Annotated in this window: 23 protein-coding genes and 1 tRNA gene; 13 read left to right on the forward strand and 11 right to left on the reverse strand. The window is 42.2% G+C overall.

What is annotated here, in order from left to right; genetic code table 11:
- The first annotated feature begins 140 nt into the window (after nucleotides 1-140).
- The gene (locus FN831_RS04445; RefSeq protein ID WP_142527005.1) at nucleotides 141-2,075 is read left to right on the forward strand and encodes a KUP/HAK/KT family potassium transporter; all 1,935 of its coding nucleotides are present in this window, start codon (nucleotides 141-143) and stop codon (nucleotides 2,073-2,075) included.
- 88 nt (nucleotides 2,076-2,163) lie between these two features.
- Here FN831_RS04445 and FN831_RS04450 read toward each other — a convergent pair whose 3' ends face one another.
- Nucleotides 2,164-2,964 carry a helix-turn-helix domain-containing protein gene (locus FN831_RS04450; RefSeq protein WP_142527006.1) on the reverse strand — a complete coding sequence of 267 codons (801 nt, stop codon included), beginning with the start codon at nucleotides 2,962-2,964 and terminating at the stop codon, nucleotides 2,164-2,166.
- Nucleotides 2,965-3,047: 83 nt separating this feature from the next.
- Between FN831_RS04450 and FN831_RS04455 the strand changes: the two genes are divergently transcribed.
- The 3 genes from FN831_RS04455 to FN831_RS04465 are packed head-to-tail and all read left to right on the forward strand — an operon-like array spanning nucleotide 3,048 to nucleotide 7,032.
- Nucleotides 3,048-4,376 carry a TolC family protein gene (locus FN831_RS04455; protein ID WP_142527007.1) on the forward strand — a complete coding sequence of 443 codons (1,329 nt, stop codon included), beginning with the start codon at nucleotides 3,048-3,050 and terminating at the stop codon, nucleotides 4,374-4,376.
- A 1-nt stretch (nucleotide 4,377) separates the two neighbouring features.
- Nucleotides 4,378-5,436: an HlyD family secretion protein gene (locus FN831_RS04460; protein ID WP_142527008.1), complete on the forward strand. Its 1,059-nt coding sequence runs from the start codon at nucleotides 4,378-4,380 to the stop codon at nucleotides 5,434-5,436.
- Nucleotides 5,437-7,032, forward strand: coding sequence for an MFS transporter (locus FN831_RS04465; RefSeq protein ID WP_142527009.1), 1,596 nt, complete (start codon nucleotides 5,437-5,439; stop codon nucleotides 7,030-7,032).
- 48 nt (nucleotides 7,033-7,080) lie between these two features.
- On the opposite strand, the gene FN831_RS04470 is transcribed toward FN831_RS04465, so the two are convergent.
- A complete protein-coding gene (locus tag FN831_RS04470) occupies nucleotides 7,081-7,398 on the reverse strand; it encodes a hypothetical protein (protein WP_142527010.1) in 318 nt (105 codons plus the stop codon).
- A gap of 167 nt (nucleotides 7,399-7,565) precedes the next feature.
- On the opposite strand from FN831_RS04470, the gene FN831_RS04475 reads away from it, so the two are divergent.
- The 4 genes from FN831_RS04475 to FN831_RS04490 all read left to right on the forward strand — a co-directional run bounded on the left by FN831_RS04475 (nucleotide 7,566) and on the right by FN831_RS04490 (nucleotide 11,848).
- Nucleotides 7,566-7,745: a histone H1 gene (locus FN831_RS04475; protein WP_142527011.1), complete on the forward strand. Its 180-nt coding sequence runs from the start codon at nucleotides 7,566-7,568 to the stop codon at nucleotides 7,743-7,745.
- 136 nt (nucleotides 7,746-7,881) lie between these two features.
- Entirely contained in the window at nucleotides 7,882-8,637 is a 756-nt protein-coding gene (locus FN831_RS04480; protein ID WP_142527012.1) for a CHASE3 domain-containing protein, read from the forward strand.
- 110 nt (nucleotides 8,638-8,747) lie between these two features.
- Nucleotides 8,748-10,928 carry a multicopper oxidase domain-containing protein gene (locus FN831_RS04485; protein ID WP_221931265.1) on the forward strand — a complete coding sequence of 727 codons (2,181 nt, stop codon included), beginning with the start codon at nucleotides 8,748-8,750 and terminating at the stop codon, nucleotides 10,926-10,928.
- A gap of 704 nt (nucleotides 10,929-11,632) precedes the next feature.
- Nucleotides 11,633-11,848 (forward strand): hypothetical protein, encoded by a 216-nt coding sequence (locus FN831_RS04490; protein ID WP_142527013.1) that lies wholly within the window; start codon nucleotides 11,633-11,635, stop codon nucleotides 11,846-11,848.
- Nucleotides 11,849-11,904: 56 nt separating this feature from the next.
- On the opposite strand, the gene FN831_RS04495 is transcribed toward FN831_RS04490, so the two are convergent.
- The 3 genes from FN831_RS04495 to FN831_RS04505 form a co-directional block, all read right to left on the reverse strand.
- Nucleotides 11,905-12,951, reverse strand: a complete 1,047-nt coding sequence (locus FN831_RS04495; RefSeq protein ID WP_142527014.1) for a phosphotransferase enzyme family protein — start codon at nucleotides 12,949-12,951, stop codon at nucleotides 11,905-11,907.
- 63 nt (nucleotides 12,952-13,014) lie between these two features.
- Nucleotides 13,015-13,383, reverse strand: coding sequence for a YccF domain-containing protein (locus FN831_RS04500; RefSeq protein ID WP_142527015.1), 369 nt, complete (start codon nucleotides 13,381-13,383; stop codon nucleotides 13,015-13,017).
- Nucleotides 13,384-13,439: 56 nt separating this feature from the next.
- Nucleotides 13,440-14,219, reverse strand: coding sequence for a nucleotidyltransferase domain-containing protein (locus tag FN831_RS04505; RefSeq protein ID WP_142527016.1), 780 nt, complete (start codon nucleotides 14,217-14,219; stop codon nucleotides 13,440-13,442).
- Nucleotides 14,220-14,376: 157 nt separating this feature from the next.
- On the opposite strand from FN831_RS04505, the gene FN831_RS04510 reads away from it, so the two are divergent.
- On the forward strand, nucleotides 14,377-14,826 hold the full coding sequence (locus FN831_RS04510) for a DoxX family protein (RefSeq protein ID WP_142527017.1): 450 nt from the start codon (nucleotides 14,377-14,379) through the stop codon (nucleotides 14,824-14,826).
- 325 nt (nucleotides 14,827-15,151) lie between these two features.
- On the opposite strand, the gene FN831_RS04515 is transcribed toward FN831_RS04510, so the two are convergent.
- From FN831_RS04515 to FN831_RS04525, 3 genes are all read right to left on the reverse strand, one after another.
- Nucleotides 15,152-15,556 carry a DUF6266 family protein gene (locus FN831_RS04515; protein WP_142527018.1) on the reverse strand — a complete coding sequence of 135 codons (405 nt, stop codon included), beginning with the start codon at nucleotides 15,554-15,556 and terminating at the stop codon, nucleotides 15,152-15,154.
- 27 nt (nucleotides 15,557-15,583) lie between these two features.
- Nucleotides 15,584-16,222, reverse strand: coding sequence for a DUF6266 family protein (locus FN831_RS04520; protein ID WP_142527019.1), 639 nt, complete (start codon nucleotides 16,220-16,222; stop codon nucleotides 15,584-15,586).
- Nucleotides 16,223-16,606: 384 nt separating this feature from the next.
- A complete protein-coding gene (locus FN831_RS04525) occupies nucleotides 16,607-16,972 on the reverse strand; it encodes a response regulator transcription factor (protein ID WP_142527020.1) in 366 nt (121 codons plus the stop codon).
- A 117-nt stretch (nucleotides 16,973-17,089) separates the two neighbouring features.
- Between FN831_RS04525 and FN831_RS04530 the strand changes: the two genes are divergently transcribed.
- The 4 genes from FN831_RS04530 (at nucleotide 17,090) to FN831_RS04545 (ending at nucleotide 19,459) form a co-directional block, all read left to right on the forward strand.
- A complete protein-coding gene (locus tag FN831_RS04530) occupies nucleotides 17,090-18,472 on the forward strand; it encodes an exonuclease domain-containing protein (protein ID WP_142527021.1) in 1,383 nt (460 codons plus the stop codon).
- A 76-nt stretch (nucleotides 18,473-18,548) separates the two neighbouring features.
- Nucleotides 18,549-18,622, forward strand: a tRNA-Arg gene (locus FN831_RS04535).
- A 71-nt stretch (nucleotides 18,623-18,693) separates the two neighbouring features.
- Nucleotides 18,694-18,915: a hypothetical protein gene (locus FN831_RS04540; RefSeq protein WP_142527022.1), complete on the forward strand. Its 222-nt coding sequence runs from the start codon at nucleotides 18,694-18,696 to the stop codon at nucleotides 18,913-18,915.
- Nucleotides 18,916-19,219: 304 nt separating this feature from the next.
- Nucleotides 19,220-19,459: a hypothetical protein gene (locus FN831_RS04545; RefSeq protein WP_142527023.1), complete on the forward strand. Its 240-nt coding sequence runs from the start codon at nucleotides 19,220-19,222 to the stop codon at nucleotides 19,457-19,459.
- A 61-nt stretch (nucleotides 19,460-19,520) separates the two neighbouring features.
- Here the strand turns inward: FN831_RS04545 and FN831_RS04550 are convergent, their stop codons facing one another.
- From FN831_RS04550 to yidC, 3 genes are all read right to left on the reverse strand, one after another.
- Nucleotides 19,521-20,762: a nucleoside recognition domain-containing protein gene (locus FN831_RS04550; protein WP_142527024.1), complete on the reverse strand. Its 1,242-nt coding sequence runs from the start codon at nucleotides 20,760-20,762 to the stop codon at nucleotides 19,521-19,523.
- 126 nt (nucleotides 20,763-20,888) lie between these two features.
- On the reverse strand, nucleotides 20,889-23,729 hold the full coding sequence (locus FN831_RS04555) for a S9 family peptidase (RefSeq protein WP_142527025.1): 2,841 nt from the start codon (nucleotides 23,727-23,729) through the stop codon (nucleotides 20,889-20,891).
- A 224-nt stretch (nucleotides 23,730-23,953) separates the two neighbouring features.
- On the reverse strand, nucleotides 23,954-25,753 hold the full coding sequence (gene yidC / locus FN831_RS04560; RefSeq protein ID WP_142527026.1) for a membrane protein insertase YidC: 1,800 nt from the start codon (nucleotides 25,751-25,753) through the stop codon (nucleotides 23,954-23,956).
- Nucleotides 25,754-25,772: the final 19 nt, after the last annotated feature.

A 25,772-nucleotide genomic window follows, 5' to 3' on the forward strand; every position in this document is an offset into this window, starting at 1 on the left:
GCAAAATATTACAGCGCTCAAAATAAAAAACACAACTAGTTTATATGGATTGTATTTATATAAAAAAAATAAGGAAAATAGTGCATCTCAATGACTTAACAATTACCTACATTTGCGCCACTTAATTTTAAAATAAAATAATGGGAAATCACAAAGATGTCAATAAACTAACAGCAGCTGGTTTATTAATAAGCTTAGGGATCATTTACGGAGATATCGGTACTTCTCCACTTTACGTATTTAAGGCGATCATTGGCGACAGGCCAATTACCTCAGATCTTATCCTGGGAGGCTTATCCTGCATCATCTGGACGTTAACCCTTCAGACAACCATTAAGTATGTGATCATCACGCTCCAGGCGGACAACAAAGGAGAGGGCGGGATTTTTTCGCTCTATTCCCTGGTTAAACGAAGAGCCAAATGGCTGATTATTCCGGCAATGATTGGCGGAGCAGCCCTGCTTGCAGATGGTATCATGACACCCGCCGTAACTGTTTCGTCGGCTATTGAAGGCCTCGGTATCATTTATCATGATCTTCCTACCGTGCCAATCGTTATCCTGATCATTACTTTTCTTTTTGGTATCCAGCAATTTGGTACCTCATTTATTGGGAAAGCATTCGGCCCAATCATGTGGTTGTGGTTTACCATGATCGCAGTGCTGGGCGGCGTGTATGTGGCGCATTTTCCTGAAATACTAAAAGCGGTTAATCCGTATTATGCCTATCACATCCTGACGACCAATCCCGAGGCATTCCTGATCATCGGAGCAGTTTTCCTTTGTACTACCGGGGCCGAGGCCCTGTATTCGGATCTTGGCCACTGCGGGCGTTCCAATATCCGTGTCAGCTGGGTTTATGTTAAACTATGCCTGATCTTAAACTATATGGGACAGGGCGTATGGCTGCTTCAGCTGCAGGGCAAGCATCTTGGTGATATCAACCCTTTCTTTCACATTATGCCGGAATGGTTCCTGATCTACGGGATCCTCATTGCAACAGTAGCAGCAGCAGTAGCGAGCCAGGCGCTGATCTCAGGATCGTTCACGCTGATTTCTGAAGCTGTACGTTTAAACTTATGGCCCAAAGTTAAAATCAACTATCCAAGTAATTCCAAAGGCCAGTTATACGTGCCTTCAATGAACTGGGTATTATTTATAGGATGTATCCTGGTGGTTCTGATCTTCCAGAAATCCGAGCATATGGAGGCGGCATATGGTTTGTCTATCACGGTAGCCATGCTGATGACCACCATTTTAGTATCTATCTTCCTGATGCGCAAAAAGGTGCCTATGTACGCAATTGTGATTTTCCTGACTATCTACGGGGTAATTGAACTTACGTTCCTGGCAGGTAATGCAGCGAAAATACTGCATGGCGGATGGTTTACACTGATCCTGGGTATTTTATTGTTCTCGATCATGTGGGCCTGGTCTAATGGCAGGAGAATCAGGAACCGCTATATGCGTTTTGTAGACATTGAGAAGTTTTACCCGATCATCAGCAAAATTTCTGAGGATGAATCGATACCAAAATATGCTTCGCAGTTGGTTTACCTTACCAGTGCCAATTTTAACTCTGAAATCGAATCTTCGATTATGTATTCGATGATCCAGAAACATCCCAAAAGGGCTGATGTATACTGGTTGCTCCATGTGGATGTAACAGACGAACCATTTACAATGGAATACAGGGTACAGCAGCTGATCGATAAAAAACTGATCAGGATCGACTTTAAACTTGGTTTCCGTGTTGAGCAACGCGTAAATGTGCTTTTCAGAAAGGTTGTTGAAGAGTTGGTGAAAAATGGTGAGATCGATATTACCAGTAAGTATACTTCTCTGAAAGAACACAAGATAGCCGGCGATTTCAGGTTTGTTGTGATAGAGAAAGTACTGTCTACTTCTAACAGCCTGCGCTTTATTGAACGTGTAACGATGATTTATTACGGAGTGCTCAAAACTTTCAGTGTACCTGAAGAAAAAGGATTCGGACTGGACTTAAGCTTTGTAGCGGTAGAGAAAGTTCCTTTAATTGTAGATCTTCCTACAGATTTTTACCTGAAAAGACTATAACAGGGATACCATACCAGATCATATTAGCCGTGTATATCGGCGGTTACAAACAAAATATAGCATCAGCAGCCTCAAAAGGGCTGCTTTTTTATTGCCGGTTTTGTTTATTAAAATCTGAAGGCCTGATGTTGGTAACCTGAAAGAATGCCTTGCTGAAAGCAGCCAGGCTGTTATAGCCGGTCAGGTAGGCAATTTCTGTTGTTGTGTAGTCGTCCTGCAGGATCATTTCGATTGCCCTTACAATTCTCAGCAGTTTCAGGTACTGCAAAAAGGAGATGTTCATGGTAGACTGGAACAGGCGGGATAATGTCCGCTCGCCCATACCAAACCGCGTAGCAATGTTGTCCAGCGTAATCTGCTGCCCGAAGTTTTGGGCCATGTACAACACAATTGGTCTCAGTTTGGTATTGGTTGTAGTAGGCAGTGCAATGGGGAACGACTTAATACTCATCTGAGGCAGAATATTTTTGATGGCTGCCATGAAATTATAACCTTCGTCCTTTTTTTCAATATACCCGCTCCATTTATTGGTAAAGCCGATCATCTCAAACAACAGGTTGTTTACGGGGTATATCCCGAATTTTGAATAAAAAGTATTGGTATGGTCGTCTTCAGTATAAAAGTATAAGTTCCTCGTAATCGTAGCAGAAGTCCTTACTTTGACATAGTGAGGCAGGCCCCGGGGGATCCAGATGTAATGCCTGGCCGGAATAAAATAGGTTTTTTCGCCAATGAAAATATAGGCAATACCGCCATCTACATATGTAAGCTGACTTTTTGAATGTGAGTGCAAAGGCAGACTGCGTTCCAGTTTTTCATGAACTACATACACACTTTTAGGCTTCAGTTCTATGGCATCAAGGTAGCTTGCTATCTCTGTTTTTTGCATTGGCTGGAATGGACAAATATTTGGTAATATATGTAAAATTACAGGTTAAACATAGCTGTAATTTTGTGTAACATTTTAATATCATGTACCACAGTAATAAAAATTTCGTTCTCACCTGTCTTGCCATCTTCCTGCTAAACAGCGCGAATGCCCAGGAGGCTGACAATATACACCTTTCTCTCCCCGAAATCTGGTCGAAAGTAGCCGCAAACAGTAAATCCCTGAAGATGCAGGACCTAAAGGTACTTCGCAGCGTGGAGGGGATCAAAGATGCCAAAGCAGAGCGCCTTCCGGAAATTTCTGCAGAAGGCGAATACTCAAAGATCACCAACCTGCCGATCTACACCAACGGCTTGTTTCATACGCCCGACCAGTATGAGCTGCCAACACATACTGTTTACAGCTTTGGGGCAGAGGCCTATTTAAATTTATATAACGGTGGAAAAGTAAATACCAGCATCGCGAAGGAGAAGAAGGAAAATGAAATTGCTGTTGAACAGAAAAATCTTACGACGGAAGAAATCAAACTAAGGGCTACAGCCTACTATCTCGATTTGCAGAGAAGCCGCATTTTTAAAGTTTTGCTGCTGAAAGATATCAGCACGCAGGAGAAACAGCTGGCGGAGATCCAGCAGCTCCTTAAAAATGGAGTGGTACTCAAAAGTGATGTGCTGAGGGGAACGCTGAAACTTTCCAGACAGAAAATGTCGCTGCTGCAGCTGGACAACGATATTTTGATTGCCAATCAGAAACTGAACATCCTTACAGGCTTACCGGATAAAACCGTGATTGAACCTGAAGAAGATGATAATACTGATCTCCCCGTACTGAAAACTTATCCTGCCTATCTGGAGGATGCCATCGCTAATTCACCGGCATATAAAATCTCCGAAAAGGAAACACAACTGAGCAAACTAAATATTAAGAGTGTAAAGGCCAATGGAGCAATCAAACTGGGGCTTTACAGTAATTACAATTACAGCTATCCGCAGATCCTGATCTTTCCCTATTCGATAGGGCTGTACGGACTGGGTTTTAATGGTATCAAGGCCAGTGTTCCGATCTCGGCCCTTTATCATAACAGGCATAAAGTTAAAGCCGCAGAAATACAGTATATGCAGCAGGAGGTAGAACACGCTGATACTGAAGATAAAATCAGGCAGGAAGTGAATGAAGCTTATCTGAGATACAAAGAGGCACTCACCAGGATTGATGTAGCCAAAGAAAATATCAGCCAGGCAACTGAGAACCTCAGGATCGTAAACAATACTTACTTTAATCAGCTCTCACTGATTACTGATCTGCTGGATGCGGATACGCAGTTACTGCAAACCCGTTTCGACTATGCTGCAGCGAAGATCGCAGCACAATTACAATATTATCAATTACAGAAAGCCATAGGAAACCTCTAAAATGGAAACGAACACTAAATATACGCAGACAGATCATTTAATTACAAAAATCACCGCATGGATTGCCGGTCTGATCGCACTGGCGCTGGCTGTCTGGGGAGGCATCACGCTTTCTGAACTCTATAAATATGAGGATACCAACGATGCCCAGGTAGAAGAATATATCAATCCGGTAACCTCCCGTGTAACCGGTTTTATCAGAGAGATTAAATACGAGGAAAATCAGGAAGTGAAGAAAGGCGATACTTTGCTGATCATTGATAACAGTGAGTACCAGTTGCAGCAGGAAGAAGGAGAAGCTGCCTTGTCTAATGCCCAGGCGCAGATAGGTGTACTGGAAAGCAATGTAGAAACCACGGCGAGAATTTCGCAGGCCAGCCAGTCGCAAATTGCATCTGTACAGGCAAAGCTCACCAGGGCGCAGCAGGATTACGACCGCTACTCCAAACTGTTTAAAGTAGAATCTGCCACGCAGCAGCAGCTGGAGAACAGCCGGGCTGCACTGGATGTAGCTACTTCTGAATTCCGCTCTGCACAGGAGAACTATCAGGCTGCCCTGTCTAAAGTAAATGATATCAAAGCCCAGAAAGGGGTTTACCAGGCGGAGATCAAACGCCGCCAGGCCCTGTTGAACAGAAGCAAACTGGATGTGGGATATACTGTGATCCGTGCGCCTTATAATGGCAAAATGGGAAGAAGAACGATCCAGCAGGGACAGTTGATCCAGGCAGGACAAACACTGGCTTACATTGTAGACCAGGATGCGGGCAAGTGGGTGATCGCCAACTTTAAAGAGACGCAAATTTCACATATGCATATTGGCGGTATCGCCGAGGTTACGGCAGATGCATTTCCCGACCACAAGTTTAAAGGCACAATAGTATCCCTGTCGCCGGCAACCGGTGCGCGCTTCTCACTGCTGCCGCCGGATAATTCTACAGGTAACTTTGTGAAGATCGTACAGCGTATCCCTGTAAAGGTAAAGCTGACCGAAAGCCCGGAAACACTGGCGCAGTTGCGCGCAGGAATGAATGCCAATATCAGTATAAAAAAAGATTAGATGAGTTCGGTATTACCAATGTTTAAATCCTGGGTGCCTGCATGGCTGATCAGAATTACGATGTTCATCGTGATTGTTCCCGGCTTGCTGCTGTTTGGGCTTTCCACCGCGAGCGCGCCTGGTGCGGCGGGATATTATGGTATAGAGCCGGCAGATGTACAATATTCTATGATTGCATTTTATGCTGCTGTTGCCGGATTTTTTGCACTGGAAAGAAGGTTCTTTGTATTTACCGCTACCAGGGAATATTTTTTGATCTGTACTGTGCTGCAGGTGGCTACTTCATACGTGTGTTTTCATACCCAGAGTTTGCCGGTATTATTTGCATTCAGGTTTATACAGGGGATGGCCAACTGCATGTCTACCAGCATCTGTATCACACTGATATTTGGAAGCCTGCATAATGAGAGGGCAAGGGAAATCGGGTATTCTGTTTTTTACGGACTGCTTTTATGTATCACACCCTTATCTACTATCATTACAGCACCAATTCTTGATGCTTGGGATTTCAATGTATTGTATAAGTTTATCATTTACGCATACATGCCCGGTACGGTAATGTTGCTGATCATCATGAACAATATACGGCTGAGCAAAAAAGTGCCGCTGTATCAGCTGGACTTCTATAGTTTTTTCATTTATTCCTGCCTGCTTTGCAGTCTGGGCTATATCCTCCTTTATGGCGAACAGTATTACTGGTTTCAGGACCAGAGGATCATCTGGAATGCGCTTGCCTGTGTGGCGCTGATGGTGCTGCTGATCTTTCGTCAGCTTCATCTTAAACGTCCCTATCTCAATATGGCGGTGTTCAAATCGCGGAACTTTAATGTTGGCGTATTCATGATCGTTGCACTGTATATTGTGCGTGGCGCATTGGGAATGACATCGCAGTATTTCGCATCTGCACTTGGAATGGACCCGAGGCATATTGGTTACCTGATGGTTGCAAATATTGGCGGGATTGCATTAAGCGTGCTGATCTCTTCCCGTCTGATCATTCTGAGGCGCCCAATGCGTTTAATCTGGATGTATGGCTTTTTTCTGCTGCTGGTTTTTCATGTTTGGATGTGGTTTTTGTTCAGCACCCAGGTAGATTCATCTACTTTTATCATTCCTCTGATCATTCAGGGCATGGGACAGGGGATGCTGATGGCACCAATTATCATCTTTATGATCTCATCAGTTCCGCCTGCACTGGCAGGATCAGCTTCTGCCATGGGGGTGTTTTTCAGGTTTACAGGTTTCTGCGGCAGTATTGCCACGGTGAATTACTTTCAGCTAAAGCACAAGACAATCCATATCAACAGGTTTCAGGATCAGTTGAGTGGGGTTGACGGAATCGCCGGAGAAAGGCTCAGTGCTTATGCAAAGGCAATCTCGGCAAAGGGAGTAGCGCCGGAATCTTCTGCTAAAATTGCCAGGGGATTATTAAGTCGTGCAATTGATACTCAGGCCGCCCTCCGGACAATGATGGACTATTATCTTTTTATCAGTATTATCCTGGTGATGATCATCCTGGTGATTGCGCTGTTTCCTTATCTTAACAGGACAAGGATCAACCTGATGTCCAGTCAGCCTTCGCCTGTAGGAATATAGCAACTGTACCGCTATATTCCTGCAGGTGCCTGGTGATTGGGTTGAGACTTACCTCCTGATGATTCTTTCGTTATCGGCTTCATCCTCGTCCCTCTGGCCATCGCCAAGGTCGGTTTGAGAACCCGTACCGTTTAGGGAATCATCATTTACAGGCTCTTTAGTCTCTGAATTGTTGCTCTCCTTCTCCTTTTTGAGATTATTTTCATCGTTATTTTGATTTAAGTTTTCCACAGCAGGTACTTTTGCACCCTCTCTGTGCGTACTTGTACTATTGAACTGCGGTTGCGTAAGATTCTGTGGATTATTTACATCATATCCCTCATTATCAGGGGCTTTGTCTTTTTGATCTTCCTTGTGGTTTTCCATGGTGTTTGTTAGTTTTATACGTCTGTTATCTAACAAACCCGCCCTCAAATGGTTTTAAATATACTTGGGGAGATAAGAAAACCTCATAATCCTGCGTTAATGATTTGGAAGAAAACCAATAATTATTACCTTTAAGCCCATAAATCAAATTTAATTAACAAAATATCATGGAAAAATTCGCAAAATTAAAAGAACTAATTGCCGGAGTTGAGGCTGATGCAGACAAGTTTTACAATTCAGGTAACGGCGCAGCTGGAACCAGAGTACGTAAAGCAATGCAAGATTTGAAAACACTTGCTCAGGACATTCGTACTGAAGTAACTGAAAAGAAAAACACTGCTAAATAAAATACTTTAGTTTCGCGAATAGCAAGCTATTACAGAAAACCCGGCTGATACGTATCAGCCGGGTTTTTTGATTTAAAGATTGAAATCTATTCTATATTTGTGAAATATTCAATATAATATTTGAGTTTCATTCAATATGGTCAATACTTTTAAAAGAAACATTCGCCTGGGTCTAGGCATTTCATTAGCCGCTTTAATCATTAGTTCGGCCGCATCGTACATTAGTATCCGTAAATTATTGGAAAGTGACCATTGGGTAGATCATACCTTTAAGGTGATACAGGACCTCGATAACATCATTTCCAGGCTGAAAGATGCCGAAACTGGTCAGCGCGGTTACCTGCTTACCGGCGATCCCGTTTTTCTGGAGCCCTATTCCGGGTCAAAGGAAGATGTACTTCAGTTTACCGATCATGCACAATTGCTCACTGCGGATAACGAAACCCAGCAAAAGGATTTCCCGCATTTATATGATCTGCTGGAAAAGAAATACGTCTTTATCAACACTACGATAGCCAACAGGAGAAGAGGCATAACTGTAACTGAGCGCGAGCTTTTGTCTGGCAAGTCCATCATGGACCAGATCAGGAAACAAATCCTGGTAATGGAACAAAGGGAAAATAAGCTGCTGGCGGTCAGAACATCCAAAATGGATATGTTTGCTGTTTTCACGCCAATACTGATCCTTCTGGCGTCATTGGTAGCAGTTGTAGTTACCTATGCATTTTATCGCAGGATGAAAACTAACCTGGCCGATAATGAAAGGCTTCAGGAATTGCTGGAACGTAAAGAAGAGACCACGGAGAGAAATATCAGGACCATCAGTAACCTGGCCGAACATATTGCCAAAGGAAATTATGGTGCCAGGATTAAAGATTCAGATCTTGAATAGGCAGCGTATTGCTGCAGTAGATATTATGTAAAAATCAACCGTTATTGTATAACTGTGCCCGTCTGAACTGCTTTATCTTTGCTATTGTTATTTGATCCGGCGTCCACACCATGAGTTTTACTAATATGAAGTTTATTCCTGCCATTCTGTTAATCTTAAATGTGCTGATCAGCAATGCCCAGGGGCTGCAGTCTACGAAACCCAAAACCGTCAGGTATGATCTGACGATAGGGCATAAAATGGTAAATTACACCGGTAAGATGCGCATGGCAATGGCTATAAATGGTACTATACCCGGGCCTGTACTAGAGTTTACAGAGGGAGATACCGCCGAAATATATGTCCGCAATACCTTAAAAGAAGAAACCTCGGTGCACTGGCACGGACTGATCCTGCCTAACCGGTATGACGGCGTTTCTTATCTCACTACCCAGCCAATCAAAGCAGGAGAAACACATGTTTTTAAATTTCCACTGGTACAGAATGGTACATACTGGTACCACTCGCATACCACGATGCAGGAGCAAATGGGGCTTTACGGCGCTTTTATTATACACAAAAAGAAACCCACAGTGGCAAAAGAGTTTACCATGGTGCTGAGCGACTGGGCGGATATGGATGCCATGGAAATTGACCGTAGTTTACACAATGGATCTGACTGGTTTGCCATCCGGAAAAACTCGGTGCAGAGCTATGCCGAAGCTATTGCTCAGGGGCATTTTGGTACCAAGCTGAATAATGAATGGAAACGTATGGCCGCAATGGATGTGAGCGATGTGGCGTATGACAAGTTCCTGATTAACGGCAAGCCTGTTGTGGAGCAGCCGGAGTACAAAGCCGGCGATAAAGTGCGGCTAAGAATTGTGAACGGCGGTGCTTCTACCTATTTCTGGCTCACCTATGGCGGAGGAAGGATTACGGTAGTGGCAAACGATGGAATGGACGTGGTGCCTGTAGAGGTAGACAGACTGATCATCGCCGTGGCAGAAACGTACGACCTGATCGTTACCATTCCGCGCGACGGAAATTTTGAATTCAGGGCTACATCTGAAGACCGCAGCAAATCTGCTTCGCTGTGGCTGGGGAAGGGGATAAAAACCAATGCTCCTGTATTGCCCGGGCTCAAATATTTTGAGGGAATGAAAATGATGAACAACATGATGACGGCCGGGGGAAAGATGAAGATGATGGAAGGGATGAAGATGGCTAACCAGCAGATGGATATGAACAATGTGATGTACCCTGAAATTACCGGTGATGCCAGTGGAAAAGTTCCTGAAGGTGATATCACAACGCTGAATTATGACATGCTGAAGTCTCCCTCTGCAACTGTCCTTCCCAATGGCCCTGTAAAAGTCCTGAACTTTGAACTGACCGGCAACATGAACCGCTATGTATGGTCTATTAATAACAAGACAGTTTCCGAAGCAGATAAGATCCTGATCAAAAAAGGAGAAAATATCCGCATTATACTGACCAATAAAACAATGATGCGTCATCCGATGCACCTGCACGGCCATTTCTTCAGGGTATTAAACGGTAATGGCGACTATTCGCCCTTAAAAAACACAATGGATATCATGCCTATGGAAACAGATACCATTGAATTTGCCGCTACTGAGAGTGGCGACTGGTTTTTTCATTGTCACATACTATATCATATGATGAGCGGGATGGGAAGGATCTTCGAATATGAGAACTCCCCGCCCAATCCCGAAGTACCTGATCCCGCATATGCCCTGCGCCAGATATATAAAGACGACCGTAAGTTCCATGCCACAGCCACTGCAGGTTTGGAAAGCAATGGTTCCGATGGTACGGCAGCACTTGCAAACACACGCTGGAAGATCAATACCCTATGGCATTTGGGCACCAGCAGCAGTAAAGGTTATGAAAGTGAAACGATGGTTGGAAAGTATATCGGGGAGATGCAGTGGTTGATGCCTTATGCAGGTTTTGATTATCACTACCGCAAAACGGATGAAACAGAAAACAATCTGTTTGGGCAGCACAGCAACAAAAATAACCGCAAAACGGTGGTTGCCGGATTTGCCTATACCTTGCCAATGCTGGTGGTTGCAGATGCGAGAATCGACGGCGATGGAAAGTACAGGTTTCAACTCAGCAGGGAAGATATCCCGGTTGCAAAACGCATACGTGCAAACTTTATGGCTAATACGGATAAAGAATATGCTGCGGGGCTTAAATACATCTTAACCAAGTACTTTGCGCTCTCTACCCATTATGACAGCGACATGGGCTGGGGCGGAGGGCTGACACTAACTTACTAAGGGCTTCCGAGTAAACTGCTGATATTGGCCCTTATGCCCACATATAGATTAATGGTGGGATCTTCGGCAGACAGAAATCCCCTCAGTTCGCCGCCAATGAATTAATGGGTGTAATTCTAAATTAATTTACCCATCAACAGTCTTGATATCAATGCAAAATGATTTTTGGGGCTGTTGACCCAATCAAATTACTGTACTGTAAACTGAGCGTTTGAGGGCTTTTTCCTGGCTTATGGTTTTGTTGAGATCCTTAATGCACTTGTTTTTTAGATCGCAACTCTGTCTTAATTTGCGCTATTCATAAGGAATAAAACTTGTTACGTAATTTTCTTATGAGCGGGAATTTTTATCTACGCGTGTGTATTAAATTACTCAATAAGTTTGCCCACTTAGCCGGGGCAATGACTACACCATTTTTGTAACATTAATGTGATAAATAAATAATAATCAAACCATAAGTAGCTAATACTGTTGTGGTAAGCCTGAAATGATGATCGCTGATCGAATAGCTGCAGAATGTAACGTACCGTCATGCCAACACATTCATCACACGATATTTAGGTTTAGGCTGATCGCCAGGCGTATTCTACAGTAAAAAAAATAACGGCAGCATTCTTGTAAAAACATACATATAGATACTGGTATTGGCAGAAATTCACCAGTGATTCCCTTAAAAATTAACGTCGTAAATCAAGAATTATATTATGGAAAACGAGTTTAAAAATTGGATAAATGTTTCAAAGGCGTATACCAATTGCCCGCACTGTGAAAAAGGATTGTTAAACACAAGAGTGAAAAGAGGTTTCTTTGTGAAAAATGTATTTGTATGGATGGACGTTAAACGTTACCAGTGCAATGTATGCGCAAGGAAAGTATATTTAAAGGCTGATACACAGAAGCACCAGTTGCTGAGCAACTAGATAGAAATGCAGGGCAGAGGTTGCTGATCATTTGTGGTTCAGGGCCGATGCTCAATTTATTTCCCGATCAGCGCTTCCAGCTGTTCTTCGGCTTCCAGATACATTTTAAGTAAGAGAAGCTGGTTTTCTGCCCTGTAAAAATTATGTCCTTCATATTTGGAACCATAGTAGATATCATTTTGCAGGTAATCAGCTATAAAACGCAGTGCCTGCATGTAGATCAGGAATTTGCCGGCATAAATAAAATATAACTTTTCTGTTGCGGTTAATGTAGTTCCCATTTCCGCCATATATCCATCATAAATTGCCTTAAAGAAATCTTTCCTGATATTGATTTTGGTCAAATCTGTTTCTTCTTCACTTACAGGACAAACATAGGTACGGATCATATCACCCACATCACTGATAAAGAAGCCGGGCATTACTGTATCCAGGTCAATCACGCAAATACCCTTGTTTTGCTGATCGAAAAGCACATTGCTGATTTTTGTATCATGATGGATTACTCTGAGCGGAATCTCGTTTCCGTCAATAATCCGTTCAAAGGTTTCAACGATGTCCCTGTTTTGGATGATGTACGTAATCAGCTCTGCAGATTTTTCCTTCCTTTCAACCGGGGCATGTTCACAGGCATACAGGAATTGCTGATAACGGAGGCTCAGGTTGTGAAAATCAGGCAGGGTAGCACGTAACTGCTGCACATCAAAACCCTGCAGCAATCTGCTGAATCTTCCAAATTGCTTTGCAGCCTCAAAAGCTTCTTCCTGCTGCGTTACTACATTAAAAGAATGTGAATCCTCCACAAAAAGAAACATTCTGAAATACCCATCATCATTTTGGATCATGGAATTTCCAGATAAATCCTTTACCGGGGCTACAAAAACGTAGTCCGGGTACTCCCTGTCAAGATAATCTTTCAGCAGGGAGAGATTCTGATCAATATCAAAAGGTTTTCTAAACACAAACTGGTTTACCTGCTGAAGGATATAACGTTTTGATCCGCAGATCACGCTCCAGGTATGATTAATCAGTCCGTCACCAAATGCCTTTACTTCACAGTCAGCAGGATCTATTCCATATAGAGGTAGTAATTTATTGAACATTATTGCCTGAAATTAGGTTGAGTACTGTAAACGTAAACAATCTTTATCAAAAAATTAACTGATTTAACTCAACGACTTGCCGAAAGGTGAGAAAGCAAGATTCATCAGCTTAAAGTGCTGCCTCCCAAAAGGAATTCCCACAATTGTAAGACAGAGCAGCAGCCCGAAAAACAAATGAGTAAGTGCAATCCAGATGCCGCCGCAAAATAGCCAGATGATGTTCATGATAGTTGACAGACAGCCTGTATTGGAGGAGGTGTCCGTAATCCTGACCCCAAATGGGGCAAGACCTACAAAGGCGAATTTAAAACACTGAAGACCAAATGGGATACCTACAATGGTGAGGCATAAAATAAAGCCACCGATAAGGTATTCGAAAAAGATAAAGATTCCGCCAAAGATAATCCAGAGTAAATTGCCTATAAAATTCATTGTTTGCTTTTTTATAGTAAGACTGCTATCAGAGGGATTAGTTACATCTTAAACTTTTAGTTGCTGCCTGTATTTTCAAAATATGCCATAACTTCTTTCTCCGCCTCGTTTCTCAAAATAACGTTTTTGTCATAAAGTGCTGTCCTCAATTTCCTGTAAAGTGCAATGCAATTTTTTAGGCCATTGATGAGCGATGAATGTTCATAATCAGGCAAGATGAGTTTTAAATCATTGATGTCATCCGGTGGTAACTGCATTTCAACTTTTCTTACCCCACGCGGCAAATTGTTGTTTTTGATATGTAACAGCGGGCCAAAAATGTGTAATCTTAAAAATCCAAAGGCCTCAACAGCTTCAAAATATTCTCCGCGCTGTATTTTTACCAGGGTATAATGTATCCATGTCCAGAAACGGTCTTCTATCCATTGATAGCCGGGATAAGGAAATGCTGCCGTGGTTTGGGATATGATTGTGGCCAGTTCATGATTACGATCAAGAAGAATTACTGGGTTTTCAATTCTTGACCTGAACTCATCGGGCGTTACAAACTTGATGTCAACATGCAGCAGCGGATCAGCATAAAGGCAAATCAGCAGACGTGGCTCAGCTACATGTTCGCCTGTGAATCCTGACAAAAGTTTGCCGAAACGTTGGGCATACCCCAGCATTTTTGCAGGTTCCTGTGTGATCTTTTTTCGTGTCACCAGCACTAAATCAAGATCAGAATATTCATCAATTTCATTGGTGATCCATGAGCCTGCTGCTGCCAGTCCAACAACCGACAGGTCTGTCTCTAAAATTCCCATTACATTTTCTGCAAATTGCTTCTGTATCATTGCTTAGTTTTCTTTGATATTTTATCATTGTTTCAGTTCTAAAATTAAGGAATATTCTTCAAGTCTGGTAGGTTCTGATTATTAGCAGGTTACTGTTGTTATTCTTATAATTTGTTTGTAGCTTTAATAGAGCAATATATCAACAGGAGGAATTATCATGACTGTTATTCAAAAAATTGAGCGCTGGGGCGATCTGCATACCACTAAAGCGCTGGACATCGTCCGCATCGGATTGGGATTACTTATTTTTAGTAAAGGAATTGCAATCGTAAGCAATACACAGGCCTTACAGGAGTTATTACTTGAAAAAAGCGTTTTTGGTTTTTCAGGGATGATGGCGAGTGTCGCGATCCATATCGCAGGCTTTGTACACCTGGTGGGAGGGATACTGATTGCGATCGGTTTGCTTACCCGTTTTGCTGCGGTAATGCAGATTCCTATTCTATTGGTTGCGGTATTCTTTGTGAATATCTCCAGAGGTTTCAGTATGCTCAATTCGGAGCTTTGGCTTTCCCTGATCGTGCTGTTGTTACTGATCCTTTTCTGGGTAACAGGATCTGGGCCTTATTCTGTTGATCAGGCAATGAAAAAGAAGGAACAGCTGTAAAGGCAATACTGCATATTTAGTAGCCCCGGAAGACAATTAATCTCCCGGGATTGAAATTTTGCTGTTATTCCCCCGGAGTTAATATTCCCAGGTACTCGCTTTTCGATGCTAATTTTTGATCCTTCGACGAGAAAAACATATAGACATGCAGCGGGTGTTTCTTGCATATTTCTGGTACTGCAACATTTGCTTTCAAATCACTCCTTTGCGCTGTTACATTACAATGTATAGCTTTGAGTTCGCCTGGCCGGTACCTTACATCAAGCAGGACAACTTTCAGTTTATCTGTGGGCTTTGTAATCCTTGAAGTCTTGGTACTCACAATCTACGAAATATCTATTGAGAAGCCGGCGCCTGCTTTGGCGACTGGCTGAAAACCCCCATCAATTTTCCCGCGTCCCCTGCTGATGAATACCTTTTCATAGTCGATCTGATAATCAGGATATTCGCCTTTCACTGCTTTATCCAGATGATAGCGCACTGCTTCATTCATCGCCGTTTCATTCCGCTTATCTGATTGCCATCCTATAGCAATCTCCTTAGCAAATAACCGAAGAAATTTGTTTACTTCTCCAAACTTCAGCCGTTGGTCCTGTTGTTCCGGAGACCCTGGTTTGGAGCTTTTTGTAGGTGCCTTCCTTCCTGTCCATATGCCTCTCCATTTGGAAACTACTGTCCGGCCTGTTCTTCCTCTAAATACACCTAACTGGCCTGGTTCTAATCTTGACATAATAATTTAATTAAGTTAATAAACTGTTTAATATTTCACCTGACCGAGATAAACACTGTTGGATATGCTTTTGCGGTCGGCCGCCACAAAAGACAGGTAAACTTCAAGAGTTACCGGCTGGTGATAAGGAGTGATTTCAAGGAAGTCTTTGCCCTCTGATCTCCTCATTCCGGCGATCTCAAAGAAAGCGCTTTCTTTTTCATCACAGTAAGCAAGCATCATCGCCTGGTCATTAGGCCACATGCCCTCCTCCATGAAAGCAGGATCCCAGGTAAATTCAAGTCCTTTTTCTACCAACTGCACTTTTGCTTCAGGGTTTACAGGCAGGATTCCTTTGCTGAAAAGGGCTTTTTCAAAATCTATCTGTACATTTGGATACTCTCCCCTGATGGCATTCAGCTTATTTGTTGATCTTGCCAGATTATGCGCATTATCATGGGGTTCTTTTTTTTCCAGATTAAATCCGATTTCAATAAACTCTTTTACTGGTTTTAGTAAACCTACCACAACTTTCATTGCCTGCCTTCCTGTTTTTTGGAGTTGCGTAGGTTCTTTGATGGTGATACCGATAGTCCTTTCTACGAGTTCTCCATTGAGAAAATACCGTACATTATTTCCCTTTCGCCAGGTGATCCCTGGAACCTTTTTCTTTTTGATCTTTTTCATCTTTTTTGTCTTAATTTGATAAATAAGGTCAAATATAAGCAAATAGTTGCTTAGTTCTGTATTTAATTGGTGAAATACATCTAACAGTTAAGTTTAACAATAATACTGAGCCATTGCTGGGCCAGGGTTGCTGCACCCTTGCTGCACCCTTGGACCACCAAAAGGGTGCAGCAAGGGTGCAGCAACCCTGTGCGGATCATGTTGCAATACTTAACAGAAACATTAGCGTAACTATTTGAAATGTTGTGTGGTAAATACCCTCGCACAATGCGGGATCGGATCAGAATATTCCTGATGTATATGCACCTTGAGCTCCCGGGTTTGGGAGCGGTTGCATTATATAGAATTTAGTACGATTTTATACACTAATTAGTACAGTTGATCCTAAGCGGCCAGCTGTGCCTTTACCATGTCAATTAAACGGTCGATATCGAATGGTTTGGCAAGAAAGTTATCCGGCGCACCGGGCATCAGCAGCAGGTTGTTCAAATTGTGACTGGCTGAGATCATCACGACAGGTATTTTTTTGTACTCTTCATGCTCTTTTAAGGCTCTGCAAATATCCCTGCCGTCCATTCCGCCCAGCATTACGTCGAGCAGAATCAAATCCGGATAGTTTTCACCGACAAATTCAAATACGTGTTTTCCATTGGCCAGTGTATACACCTCGTAACCCTCATCTTCCAGTATAATCCGAATAACGTCAAGGATGTCGTTATCATCATCTACCGCTAATATTTTCTTAGACATTATGTATCCCCATTTCATTTTCATCTATACCATTTACATGCCATTAGAGAATAAAATTAATATTCATTTTTATTACTAAAATTATTAGCACATTTGTATTGGAATATCAATTGATGAATGTTATACGCAGTAGTAGATATTGAAACAACTGGTGGCTTTGCCTCCGGGAATGGGATTACCGAAATATCCATCCTTGTTCATGATGGTTCAAAGGTCGTAGATTCTTTTGAAACACTGATCAATCCGGAGCAGGACATCCCGTTTTACATAGAAAGTTTAACCGGTATCAGTAATGATATGGTTAGCAGTGCGCCTTTGTTTGCAGATGTTGCCCCAAGAATTTATGAACTGCTGCATGATAAGGTCTTTGTTGCGCATAATGTGAATTTTGATTTTTCATTTGTGAGATATCAACTTGCACAATGTGGCTTTAGCCTGGTTTCGAAGAAACTTTGCACCGTACGGATGAGCAGGAAGATTATTCCCGGGCATGCTTCCTATAGCCTGGGAAAACTGTGCCAGGCCCTGGGCATCCCCCTGAACCACCGCCACCGGGCTGGGGGAGATGCAGCTGCCACAGCGCTCTTGCTAAGCCTGCTGCTTCAAAACGATACAGAGAACCTAATCTCACAATCATTACACAAAGCATCCAAAGAGCAGGTACTGCCCCCTAACTTACCAAAATCGTCGATAGACGCTCTGCCCTCAAATCCGGGCGTATATTATTTTAAAGACAATAAAGGCAAAATCATATACATTGGAAAGGCTGTAAACATCAAAAAACGAGTTTGTTCACACTTTTCAGGCAACAGCATCAAAAAACAAAGACAGGAGTTCCTGAAGAATATCCATACGATCGATTTTACGATCTGTGGTACGGAACTGATGGCCCTGATCCTTGAAGCGGCAGAAATTCAGAAACACTGGCCCGAAAATAACCGTGCGCTGAAGCGCTTCGAGCAAAAATACGCCCTGTATTCCTTTGAGGACCAGAAAGGCTATATGCGGCTGGGCATTGATAAATATAAAAAGAACACGAACGCGCTTTTTACCTTTAACAGTATCCTTGCCGGGCAGAGCATGTTAAGGGGGATGATTACGGAACACGAGCTTTGTGAAAAATTATGTTTTATCCAGAAGAACAGGTCCTCCTGTACCGCTGTGGATTCAGGAAACTGCCATGGGGCCTGTCAGGGACTTGAACATCCCTACAGCTACAATACGCGTGTAAAAGCTGCCGTTGCGCATTTAAAGTCTACTCTTCCTTCCTTTGCGCTGATTGACACGGGCAGAAACGAAGACGAACAAAGCTGTTTATGGGTTGAGGAGGGCAAGTTTTATGGTATGGGCTACATTTCTTTTCATACTGACATTGCAGATATGGAAAGCATGAGATCCTGCATAGTGCCTTATCCATCAAATGATTATATTTTGAATATGGTTTTAGATTATGCAGAAATGAACCCGGATAAGAAAATAATGAGTTTCAAAGAGGCTTGATGAGCAGAATATTTAAAAATAGATTTGCTGATATTGCACATAAATCCTATCTTTGGCGCTCCTAACAGGGAAACACGCATCCATAGCTCAGCTGGATAGAGCAACGGTTTTCTAAACCGTAGGTCATAGGTTCGAATCCTATTGGGTGTACATCTTCAAAAACGGCTTCTATATGTTTAGAGGCCGTTTTTGATTCCATTCTTTTCGCCTCAAACTTCGGTTTGTCACCAACAACCATTTTTCGTATTTTTGAATATAGTCAAAAAGATCAATTCATGTTGGAGAAAACAAAACATACATTTGATCAGGCGGAATTAGAACTTCTGAAAGAAGGTTTAAAACGCAGCAACAAAGAGCGCTTTGAAATGGCTACCCGTTTATACAAATTTCAGCAGACTATGAGCAAGGCATCTATTACCCACAAACCTTTAAGTATTAAATGATCAGTGGATATCTTTGACGAAGAGATTCTAAAATTCTGGAAAGCCTGAAAATAAGAAAATTGGGAATCGTCCCAAAGATCAGATTGATGTACAGGCACTGGAACAAATTGTTCAACTCAGAAATAAAGAATAGGAACGCTCAGTAATTAAAGCCTAAACGCTTTAAATCCAAAAATGGATAAAGCTAAATTGATATAGCTTATCGGCTTCCAAATCAGTTAACAATTAGATGTTGTGAGCTTAAAATTTACTGAACATTTGAAGCCCATATTTGTTATGGTAAATGAACTAACCAGATATGAGTATGTTAAGTAATTATCTCAACTTTCAGTTTGATGTACAGGGTAAACCTGTAACAGGTTTTTGTATGAGAATCCAGGACGATTTTCATGAAACCTACGCGGTAATAATGGATGGATACCATTCATTTTGTGTTTGGCTGGACAAACCCTCCTCTACGTGGAGGTCGTCCAAGTATGTGAATGTTGAGCCAGGTATTCTGGAAAAGATCATCAATCATTTAAATGTTCATCAGTTAGCATAGCTAAACCTTATACAACAAAGCCTCTGCGGGAAAACCAGCAGAGGCTTTGTATTTTAATGAGCTATTTGTGGAAGAAAAGATAAGATACCAGCACTGCGGCTATGATGCCCGCAAGATCTGCTATTAAACCAAATGGAATCGCATACCTTGTACGTTTGATACCTACAGAACCAAAATAGAGTGCTACAATATAAAATGTAGTATCTGCTGATCCGTTAAATACACATGACAGCCTGCCTACAAAAGAATCGGGACCATATGTTTTCATCGTATCTACCATCATTGCTTTGGCGCCGCTTCCGCTCAGCGGTTTAATCAATGCTGTTGGCAGCGCAGGAGTGAAGTCGGTATTGATGCCCATATGCACAAAACACCAGGTAAACCCATCTACAATATACCCCAGTACTCCCGAATTCCTGAGCACCCCGATGGCAACCAGCATACCTACCAGATAAGGGATGATCGTAATGCAAGTATTAAAACCTTCTTTGGCACCTTCAATAAATGCTTCGTAAACATTTACTTTTTTACGCAGGGCTCCGAGAATGAATATAATGATAATAGAGAAAAGAATCACATTGGAAGCCACCTTAGATACCGACTGGATTTCTTCTTTGCTCAGGTAGTTGGTAAAATAAAAAACCAGCGCAGCGATGCCTAATGAAATACCGCCCAGCCATGAAATCACTACGGTATTGAACAGATTAATCTTCTGTTTAAGCGCTACTGCGATCAGGCCGACTACAGTAGCTACATAGGTAGCAATCATACAGGGGATAAATATATCGGAGGGGTCTGCTGCACCCAGGATTGCCCTTTGTGCCATAATCGCAAGCGGAATAAGCGTAAGCCCGGAGGTATGCAGCACCAGGAACATAATCTGTGCATTGCTTGCCGTTTCCTTATCAGGATTGATCTCCTGCAGGCTCTGCATCGCTTTTAAACCAAACGGCGTGGCAGCATTGTCCAGGCCCAGCAAATTTGCCGAGAAATTCATCACCATGTGGCCCGTTGCCGGATGGTTTTTTGGAACTTCGGGAAAGATGCGGCTAAAGAAAGGGCCGATAATGCGCGACAGGAAGCTGATGGCGCCTGCCTTTTCGCCGATATTCATAATGCCCAGCCAGAGGGTCATGATACCCGCCAGGGGCAGCGCAATATCCATAACGCCTGTCTTGGCAGATTCGAATGTACCGTCTACAATCAGCTTAAAGATTTCTGTATCACCAAAGAAGATCAGCCGGATCAGGGCAACTACAAAAGCAATCAGAAAAAATGCAACCCACAGATAATTTAAAGCCATTAATTTTAGTTTGAAAACATGAATGTAAAAAAAAGGATCTGCATTCCTGAGAATACAGATCCTTTTCATGAGAAAATCGTATCAATAAGATGCTCCTGCTTCAAAAGCTTTATCAAGCCGGGCTAACTAAGGTTTGTCGTCGGTAAGTTCAAAACCCCATGTTCTTCCTTTTTCAGTTGCAGGTATACCGCCAGTCATCCATACCGGTGCTTTAGCGCCTTTTAGATAATAATCAAAGAACTGCTGTTCGCGCACCTGAATGTCTTTCCTGTTCTGACGAAGCACAAGATTATGCGCTTCATTGTTATAATTTAACAGCCATGACGGTTTTCCCAGCCTTTTTAATGCAGTAAACATTTCAATGCCCTGGTACCATGGCACAGCTCCGTCGGCGTCGTTAGACATAATCACGACCGGCGTGCCTACTTTAGGCAATGCGAACAATGGTGAATTCTCGATATACAGCTCTGGTTTCTCCCACAAGGTTGCGCCAATACGGCTTTGTGTTTTTTCGTACTGGAACTGCCTGTTCATGCCTGTTTCCCAGCGAATACCTCCATAGGCCGAGGTCATGTTCACTACTGGTGCGCCAGCCCAGGCTGCCGCGTACATGTTGTTTCTTGTGATCAGGTAAGCAACCTGGTAACCGCCCCAGCTTTGTCCCTGGATACCGATTTTAGTTCCGTCAACCCAGCTGTTCTTCTTAAGCGACTCTACACCGGAGTTGATAAACTCTTCGGCAGATTTACCCGGATAACCTTTTTCATAGCTGATGTCAGGTGCAAATACAAGATAACCGTTACTCACAAAATAAGAGATGTTTAACCTTGATGGGGTAGGGGCTGGTGGTACATAATTATATAGGCCTTCAGAAAGTTTTTCATAGAAATATACGATCATCGGATATTTTTTTGTTGGATCAAAGTTCTCTGGTTTGTATAAGATACCTTCAGACTGATATCCTTTGGGAGTAGTCCATTTGACCAGTTCTGAAGTGCCCCAGTTAAATTTCTGTTGCTGAGGATTAGTATTGCTCAGTTTGGCTTCAGCTTTGAGGTCGGTAGATACATAAACATTTGGCGACGTCGTATAATTGCCTTTGTCATAGATATAACGTTCTGCATTCTTTGCTTTTACCAGGTTTGAGTATTTAAATTTCGCCATTATAGCCAGTTCAGGATTTTTACTGTCACCTGCATGCGTCCTGTAGAAGCCGTTTTCCTTGGTGTCATTGTTAAATGCCGATAGCCAGATATCATCTTTGCGGGTGATAAAACGCTCTTCAGGATCCAGTTTTTCGTAGCGGAACGTGATTTTGTTCTGTCTGCCAAATCCGTTTGTAATCATTTTGGGCGCAGATTTTCCATCGGGAGAGAAGCTCCAGATATCATACCTGTCATAGATCAGCACCTGTTTATCTTCTTCGGTCCAGCCAGCAAATCCATAGGCCGAAGGATCGTCTGGCACGTCATTGTCTTCATCAGCAAATTTGATTTTACTGTCTGAATTGAGAACAGTTACTTTACCATTGGCCACAGTGTACGTAGACCATATAGATGTTTTCTTATCAAAGTATAAGATATAATTTCCTGCCGGGGAAGGAAAGGCATCACCGTCAAGCGCGGAAATGATCTTTTTTCTTGTACCTGTTTTGATATCTGCCAGGTAATAGTCGCGGATGCGTGCACCTGTCCATTGCGACTGTACCCTGTTTCCATAATCAGTTGAAGTGAGCACAAAGCTGGCATTGCCTTCTTTTACGAGGCTGGATTCGGGCATTTTCAGGTCTGTTAAGGGAATTACCTTTGGTTCGCTGCTAAAAATATCTATTACGCTCAGGTAGCTTCTTTTGGATTCTCTGTCTGCATTTTTCAATTGCATAGGCTGCAGATAATCGTCTTTATAACCCCAGATATCTACTTTGGCATTTTCAAAATCTACCAGGGTAGTATCTTTTGCTTTTTTCAAAGGAGCAATCCCGAAGAACAATTTTGTGCCCTCTTTGCTGAAAACCAGTTTTCCATCACCGCTTACAGTCCATTTTGCTGGCAGGCCGTCAATTTCATTATCTACCAGTACCTGTGCGGTATCAAGCGTTAATGAGTTATAGTAGATGCCATAGTCTTTTATTTCTGTTTTCTCCGGACTTGTTTCTCCGAGGAAAGCAACCTGCTCACCATCCTGGTCAAATACAAACCCGTTGAAATTACCTTTAGTGTTCACCAGCGTTTTAACTGTGCCTTTTTCCGTATTGAACATAAACACACCAGCCTTTGCGGTATTGTCTTTTTTAGAACCGGGAGAAGTGAAAACCAGCTGTTTGCCGTTTTTACTGATTTCATAATCGGTTACGTATTTAAAAGTCCTTTCAATGCCCGTCAGGAGATTTCTTAAAACCAGGTCAGATCCCTCTTTCTTATCTTTGGCAGGTGTTTCCTGTCTTACCACAAAATTATCTTCGTCGTCTTTTTTCTGCCCTGCTGCTGTTTTTGCATTTTTACTGGTATCCACAACGCCTTCTTTCTGGTAGGCTAAAAAATCACCTCCCTCCTCAGGAATTTTGAATGATTTTACACGCGCGATTTTTGTGATTGCATTGGTAGACAGGTTCACGAAGCCCAATGAATCTTTGGACATTTCTTCGGGCTTTTTCTTTTTGATCTTTTCCTGCCTTGTAACGGCAAAAAGGGGTTTGATCATAAAAGCTGCAAATTTGGAGTCCGCTGTGAATTTTAGAAGATCAGCTCTGGGAATAGTTATTTTTGCGCTTGTGGATAAACTGCTCAGGTACAAATTCGCATCTCCTTCCTGTTTTACAATAGAATATCCTGCCCATTGTCCGTTGGCAGACAATTGTTTAACACCTACACTCTCCCATGAATCGTAAACCGTGTGGTTGAGCGGTTTTTTCTGTGCACATACTGATGATGCAAAGAAGAAGAGGATAATTGTGAGCTTTTTGTGCATGATTTTAAAATAAATTTAGATAGTAATATTGTTCAGCCTTAAAAATTGCAAATTATTATTAATAAATACTATTTGTATATCAATTTTTACAATTTTAGAATGATTTTCCAGATTTACCGGCCAGGCTGCTATCATAAAAATTTGGCTGGCTAAATAAAATATCAGCGCAAAAAAAAACGTCTCATAAATAAATATGAGACGTTTTTTTAAAGAGATTAAAAGAACTATTTATTCTTTTTTTCCTGTGTCTTAACCTGGTTTTGCTGACGCATATAATCGTCTAAGCGTGCCTGGAACTTCGATTTTTTCTTTTGTTCTTCAGGTTTTTTCTTGTTCTCCTTTAAAATATTGTGAATTTTCTCATCGTTTACCATTGATTTGATCAGGAACTGCTGACCGAAAGTCATCATGTTCGCAAGGAAATAATAGTAGTTCAGTCCCGACGGATATTTGTTCAGTACTCCAAGGAATACGATCGGCATGATATAACCGATATATTTCATTTGTCCGGTAGCACCAGACACCTGGTTATTGAAATACGTATAAATCAGTGTTGAAATCGTCATCAGCACACACATTAAACTCAGGTGGTCACCAATAAACGGTACGGTAAATCCAAATTTAATGAAGTCGTCATACGTAGAAAGGTCATGCATCCACAGGAAGCTCTGGCCTCTCAGCTCAAATAAATTTGGGAAGAAGAAAAAGAAGGCCATTACAATAGGCAACTGCAGCAGCATCGGTAAACATCCGCCCAGGGGATTTACGCCCACCTGTTTGTACAATTTAAGATATTCCTGCTGAAGCAATGTAGCATTGTCTTCACCAACCTTGGCTTTGATTTCGTCCATTTCCGGTTTCAGAATTCTCATCTTAGCCATTGAGATGTACGATTTGTACGTCAGTGGTGACAGCACAAGTTTCAGGGCAATAGTAAGCACCAAAATGATCAGTCCATAATTCCATCCGAAACCTTCAAGGAAGTTAAATACCGGCAATACAACAAACCTGTTGATGTATTTCAATGGCCAGTATCCCATTTCTACCAGTTTCTCCAATTCATGTCCCTGTGCTTTTAAAACCTTAAACTGGTTGGTACCGAAGTAAAACTTCATTTTATAGTTCTGGGCCGCAAGCTGGCTGAAAGGAAGATTTACGTTTGCAGTATAACCTTTTACTTCGCCCGGAGTAGTTAAGATCCTGACACTTGAATTTGCTTTCACAAATGGATCAGCGGGGATCAGTACAGCAGAGAAGAAATGCTGTTTAAAAGCAATCCATTCGATCTTGGCTTTGTTAAGCTCCTCACTCTGGTCTTTCGCAAAGCTCAGGTGGTCCGGGTTTTGATCAACATACTTATAATAAGGTGCTGATGACTGCTGTTCTGCCTGCAGAGATTTTTCCTGCTGCTTTAAAATAGTCTGCCAGTTGAGCGCAATGCTGTCTCTCTGAATGATCTGGTTCATCCCGTTCAGGTTGATGTTAAAGTCAACATCATGAGAGTCGGTACTTCCTAAAGCATATACAAATTCAATATATTTATCTGCGCTGTAATTAGCACGCATCACCATTGAAGTGGCAGTTTGTGTAGCAGTAAAATAAAGATCATTGGTTTTGATCAGTTTACCGCCAATATTCAGGCTTAAACCGAATACGTTGTCGTCACCATCAAAAAGTACTACCGGTTTGCCCAGGTAATTTTTTTCTCCTTTAACTTCTACAGATTTGATTTTACCTCCCTGGTTGGTGAAAGTTAATTTCAGGGCACCGTTTTCAAGTACGCTTGTGGTAGCTGTACCGGCAATATTTCCACCGAAAGGGCCTTTTAAAGCAGAAGAATCTACCACCGGGGCTGCAACAGGCTGATCAGCAGGAGCTGGCTTTATACCTGCTTTTGCTGCAGAATCAAGGGAGATCCGCTCGCGTTCTTTCTTCATTTCAGCCTCGCTCGGCTTGAAAAAGTAGAATGAACCTGCTAAAACGATCATAATCAGGAATAATCCTGTGAATGTATTTCTATCCATTATTGTTATTTAAACGCGT

The organism is Pedobacter westerhofensis (assembly GCF_900182595.1).
Classification (GTDB): Bacteria; Bacteroidota; Bacteroidia; order Sphingobacteriales; family Sphingobacteriaceae; genus Pedobacter; species Pedobacter westerhofensis.

What these genes read in the sequence shown, in the direction of transcription:
- FN831_RS04445 (WP_142527005.1), top strand. Translation starts at nt 141, where the DNA reads ATGGGAAATCACAAAGATGTCAATAAACTAACAGCAGCTGGTTTATTA.
- FN831_RS04450 (WP_142527006.1), bottom strand. Translation starts at nt 2,964, where the DNA reads ATGCAAAAAACAGAGATAGCAAGCTACCTTGATGCCATAGAACTGAAG.
- FN831_RS04455 (WP_142527007.1), top strand. Translation starts at nt 3,048, where the DNA reads ATGTACCACAGTAATAAAAATTTCGTTCTCACCTGTCTTGCCATCTTC.
- FN831_RS04460 (WP_142527008.1), top strand. Translation starts at nt 4,378, where the DNA reads ATGGAAACGAACACTAAATATACGCAGACAGATCATTTAATTACAAAA.
- FN831_RS04465 (WP_142527009.1), top strand. Translation starts at nt 5,437, where the DNA reads ATGAGTTCGGTATTACCAATGTTTAAATCCTGGGTGCCTGCATGGCTG.
- FN831_RS04470 (WP_142527010.1), bottom strand. Translation starts at nt 7,398, where the DNA reads ATGGAAAACCACAAGGAAGATCAAAAAGACAAAGCCCCTGATAATGAG.
- FN831_RS04475 (WP_142527011.1), top strand. Translation starts at nt 7,566, where the DNA reads ATGGAAAAATTCGCAAAATTAAAAGAACTAATTGCCGGAGTTGAGGCT.
- FN831_RS04480 (WP_142527012.1), top strand. Translation starts at nt 7,882, where the DNA reads ATGGTCAATACTTTTAAAAGAAACATTCGCCTGGGTCTAGGCATTTCA.
- FN831_RS04485 (WP_221931265.1), top strand. Translation starts at nt 8,748, where the DNA reads ATGAGTTTTACTAATATGAAGTTTATTCCTGCCATTCTGTTAATCTTA.
- FN831_RS04490 (WP_142527013.1), top strand. Translation starts at nt 11,633, where the DNA reads ATGGAAAACGAGTTTAAAAATTGGATAAATGTTTCAAAGGCGTATACC.
- FN831_RS04495 (WP_142527014.1), bottom strand. Translation starts at nt 12,951, where the DNA reads ATGTTCAATAAATTACTACCTCTATATGGAATAGATCCTGCTGACTGT.
- FN831_RS04500 (WP_142527015.1), bottom strand. Translation starts at nt 13,383, where the DNA reads ATGAATTTTATAGGCAATTTACTCTGGATTATCTTTGGCGGAATCTTT.
- FN831_RS04505 (WP_142527016.1), bottom strand. Translation starts at nt 14,219, where the DNA reads ATGATACAGAAGCAATTTGCAGAAAATGTAATGGGAATTTTAGAGACA.
- FN831_RS04510 (WP_142527017.1), top strand. Translation starts at nt 14,377, where the DNA reads ATGACTGTTATTCAAAAAATTGAGCGCTGGGGCGATCTGCATACCACT.
- FN831_RS04515 (WP_142527018.1), bottom strand. Translation starts at nt 15,556, where the DNA reads ATGTCAAGATTAGAACCAGGCCAGTTAGGTGTATTTAGAGGAAGAACA.
- FN831_RS04520 (WP_142527019.1), bottom strand. Translation starts at nt 16,222, where the DNA reads ATGAAAAAGATCAAAAAGAAAAAGGTTCCAGGGATCACCTGGCGAAAG.
- FN831_RS04525 (WP_142527020.1), bottom strand. Translation starts at nt 16,972, where the DNA reads ATGTCTAAGAAAATATTAGCGGTAGATGATGATAACGACATCCTTGAC.
- FN831_RS04530 (WP_142527021.1), top strand. Translation starts at nt 17,090, where the DNA reads ATGTTATACGCAGTAGTAGATATTGAAACAACTGGTGGCTTTGCCTCC.
- FN831_RS04545 (WP_142527023.1), top strand. Translation starts at nt 19,220, where the DNA reads ATGTTAAGTAATTATCTCAACTTTCAGTTTGATGTACAGGGTAAACCT.
- FN831_RS04550 (WP_142527024.1), bottom strand. Translation starts at nt 20,762, where the DNA reads ATGGCTTTAAATTATCTGTGGGTTGCATTTTTTCTGATTGCTTTTGTA.
- FN831_RS04555 (WP_142527025.1), bottom strand. Translation starts at nt 23,729, where the DNA reads ATGCACAAAAAGCTCACAATTATCCTCTTCTTCTTTGCATCATCAGTA.
- yidC (WP_142527026.1), bottom strand. Translation starts at nt 25,753, where the DNA reads ATGGATAGAAATACATTCACAGGATTATTCCTGATTATGATCGTTTTA.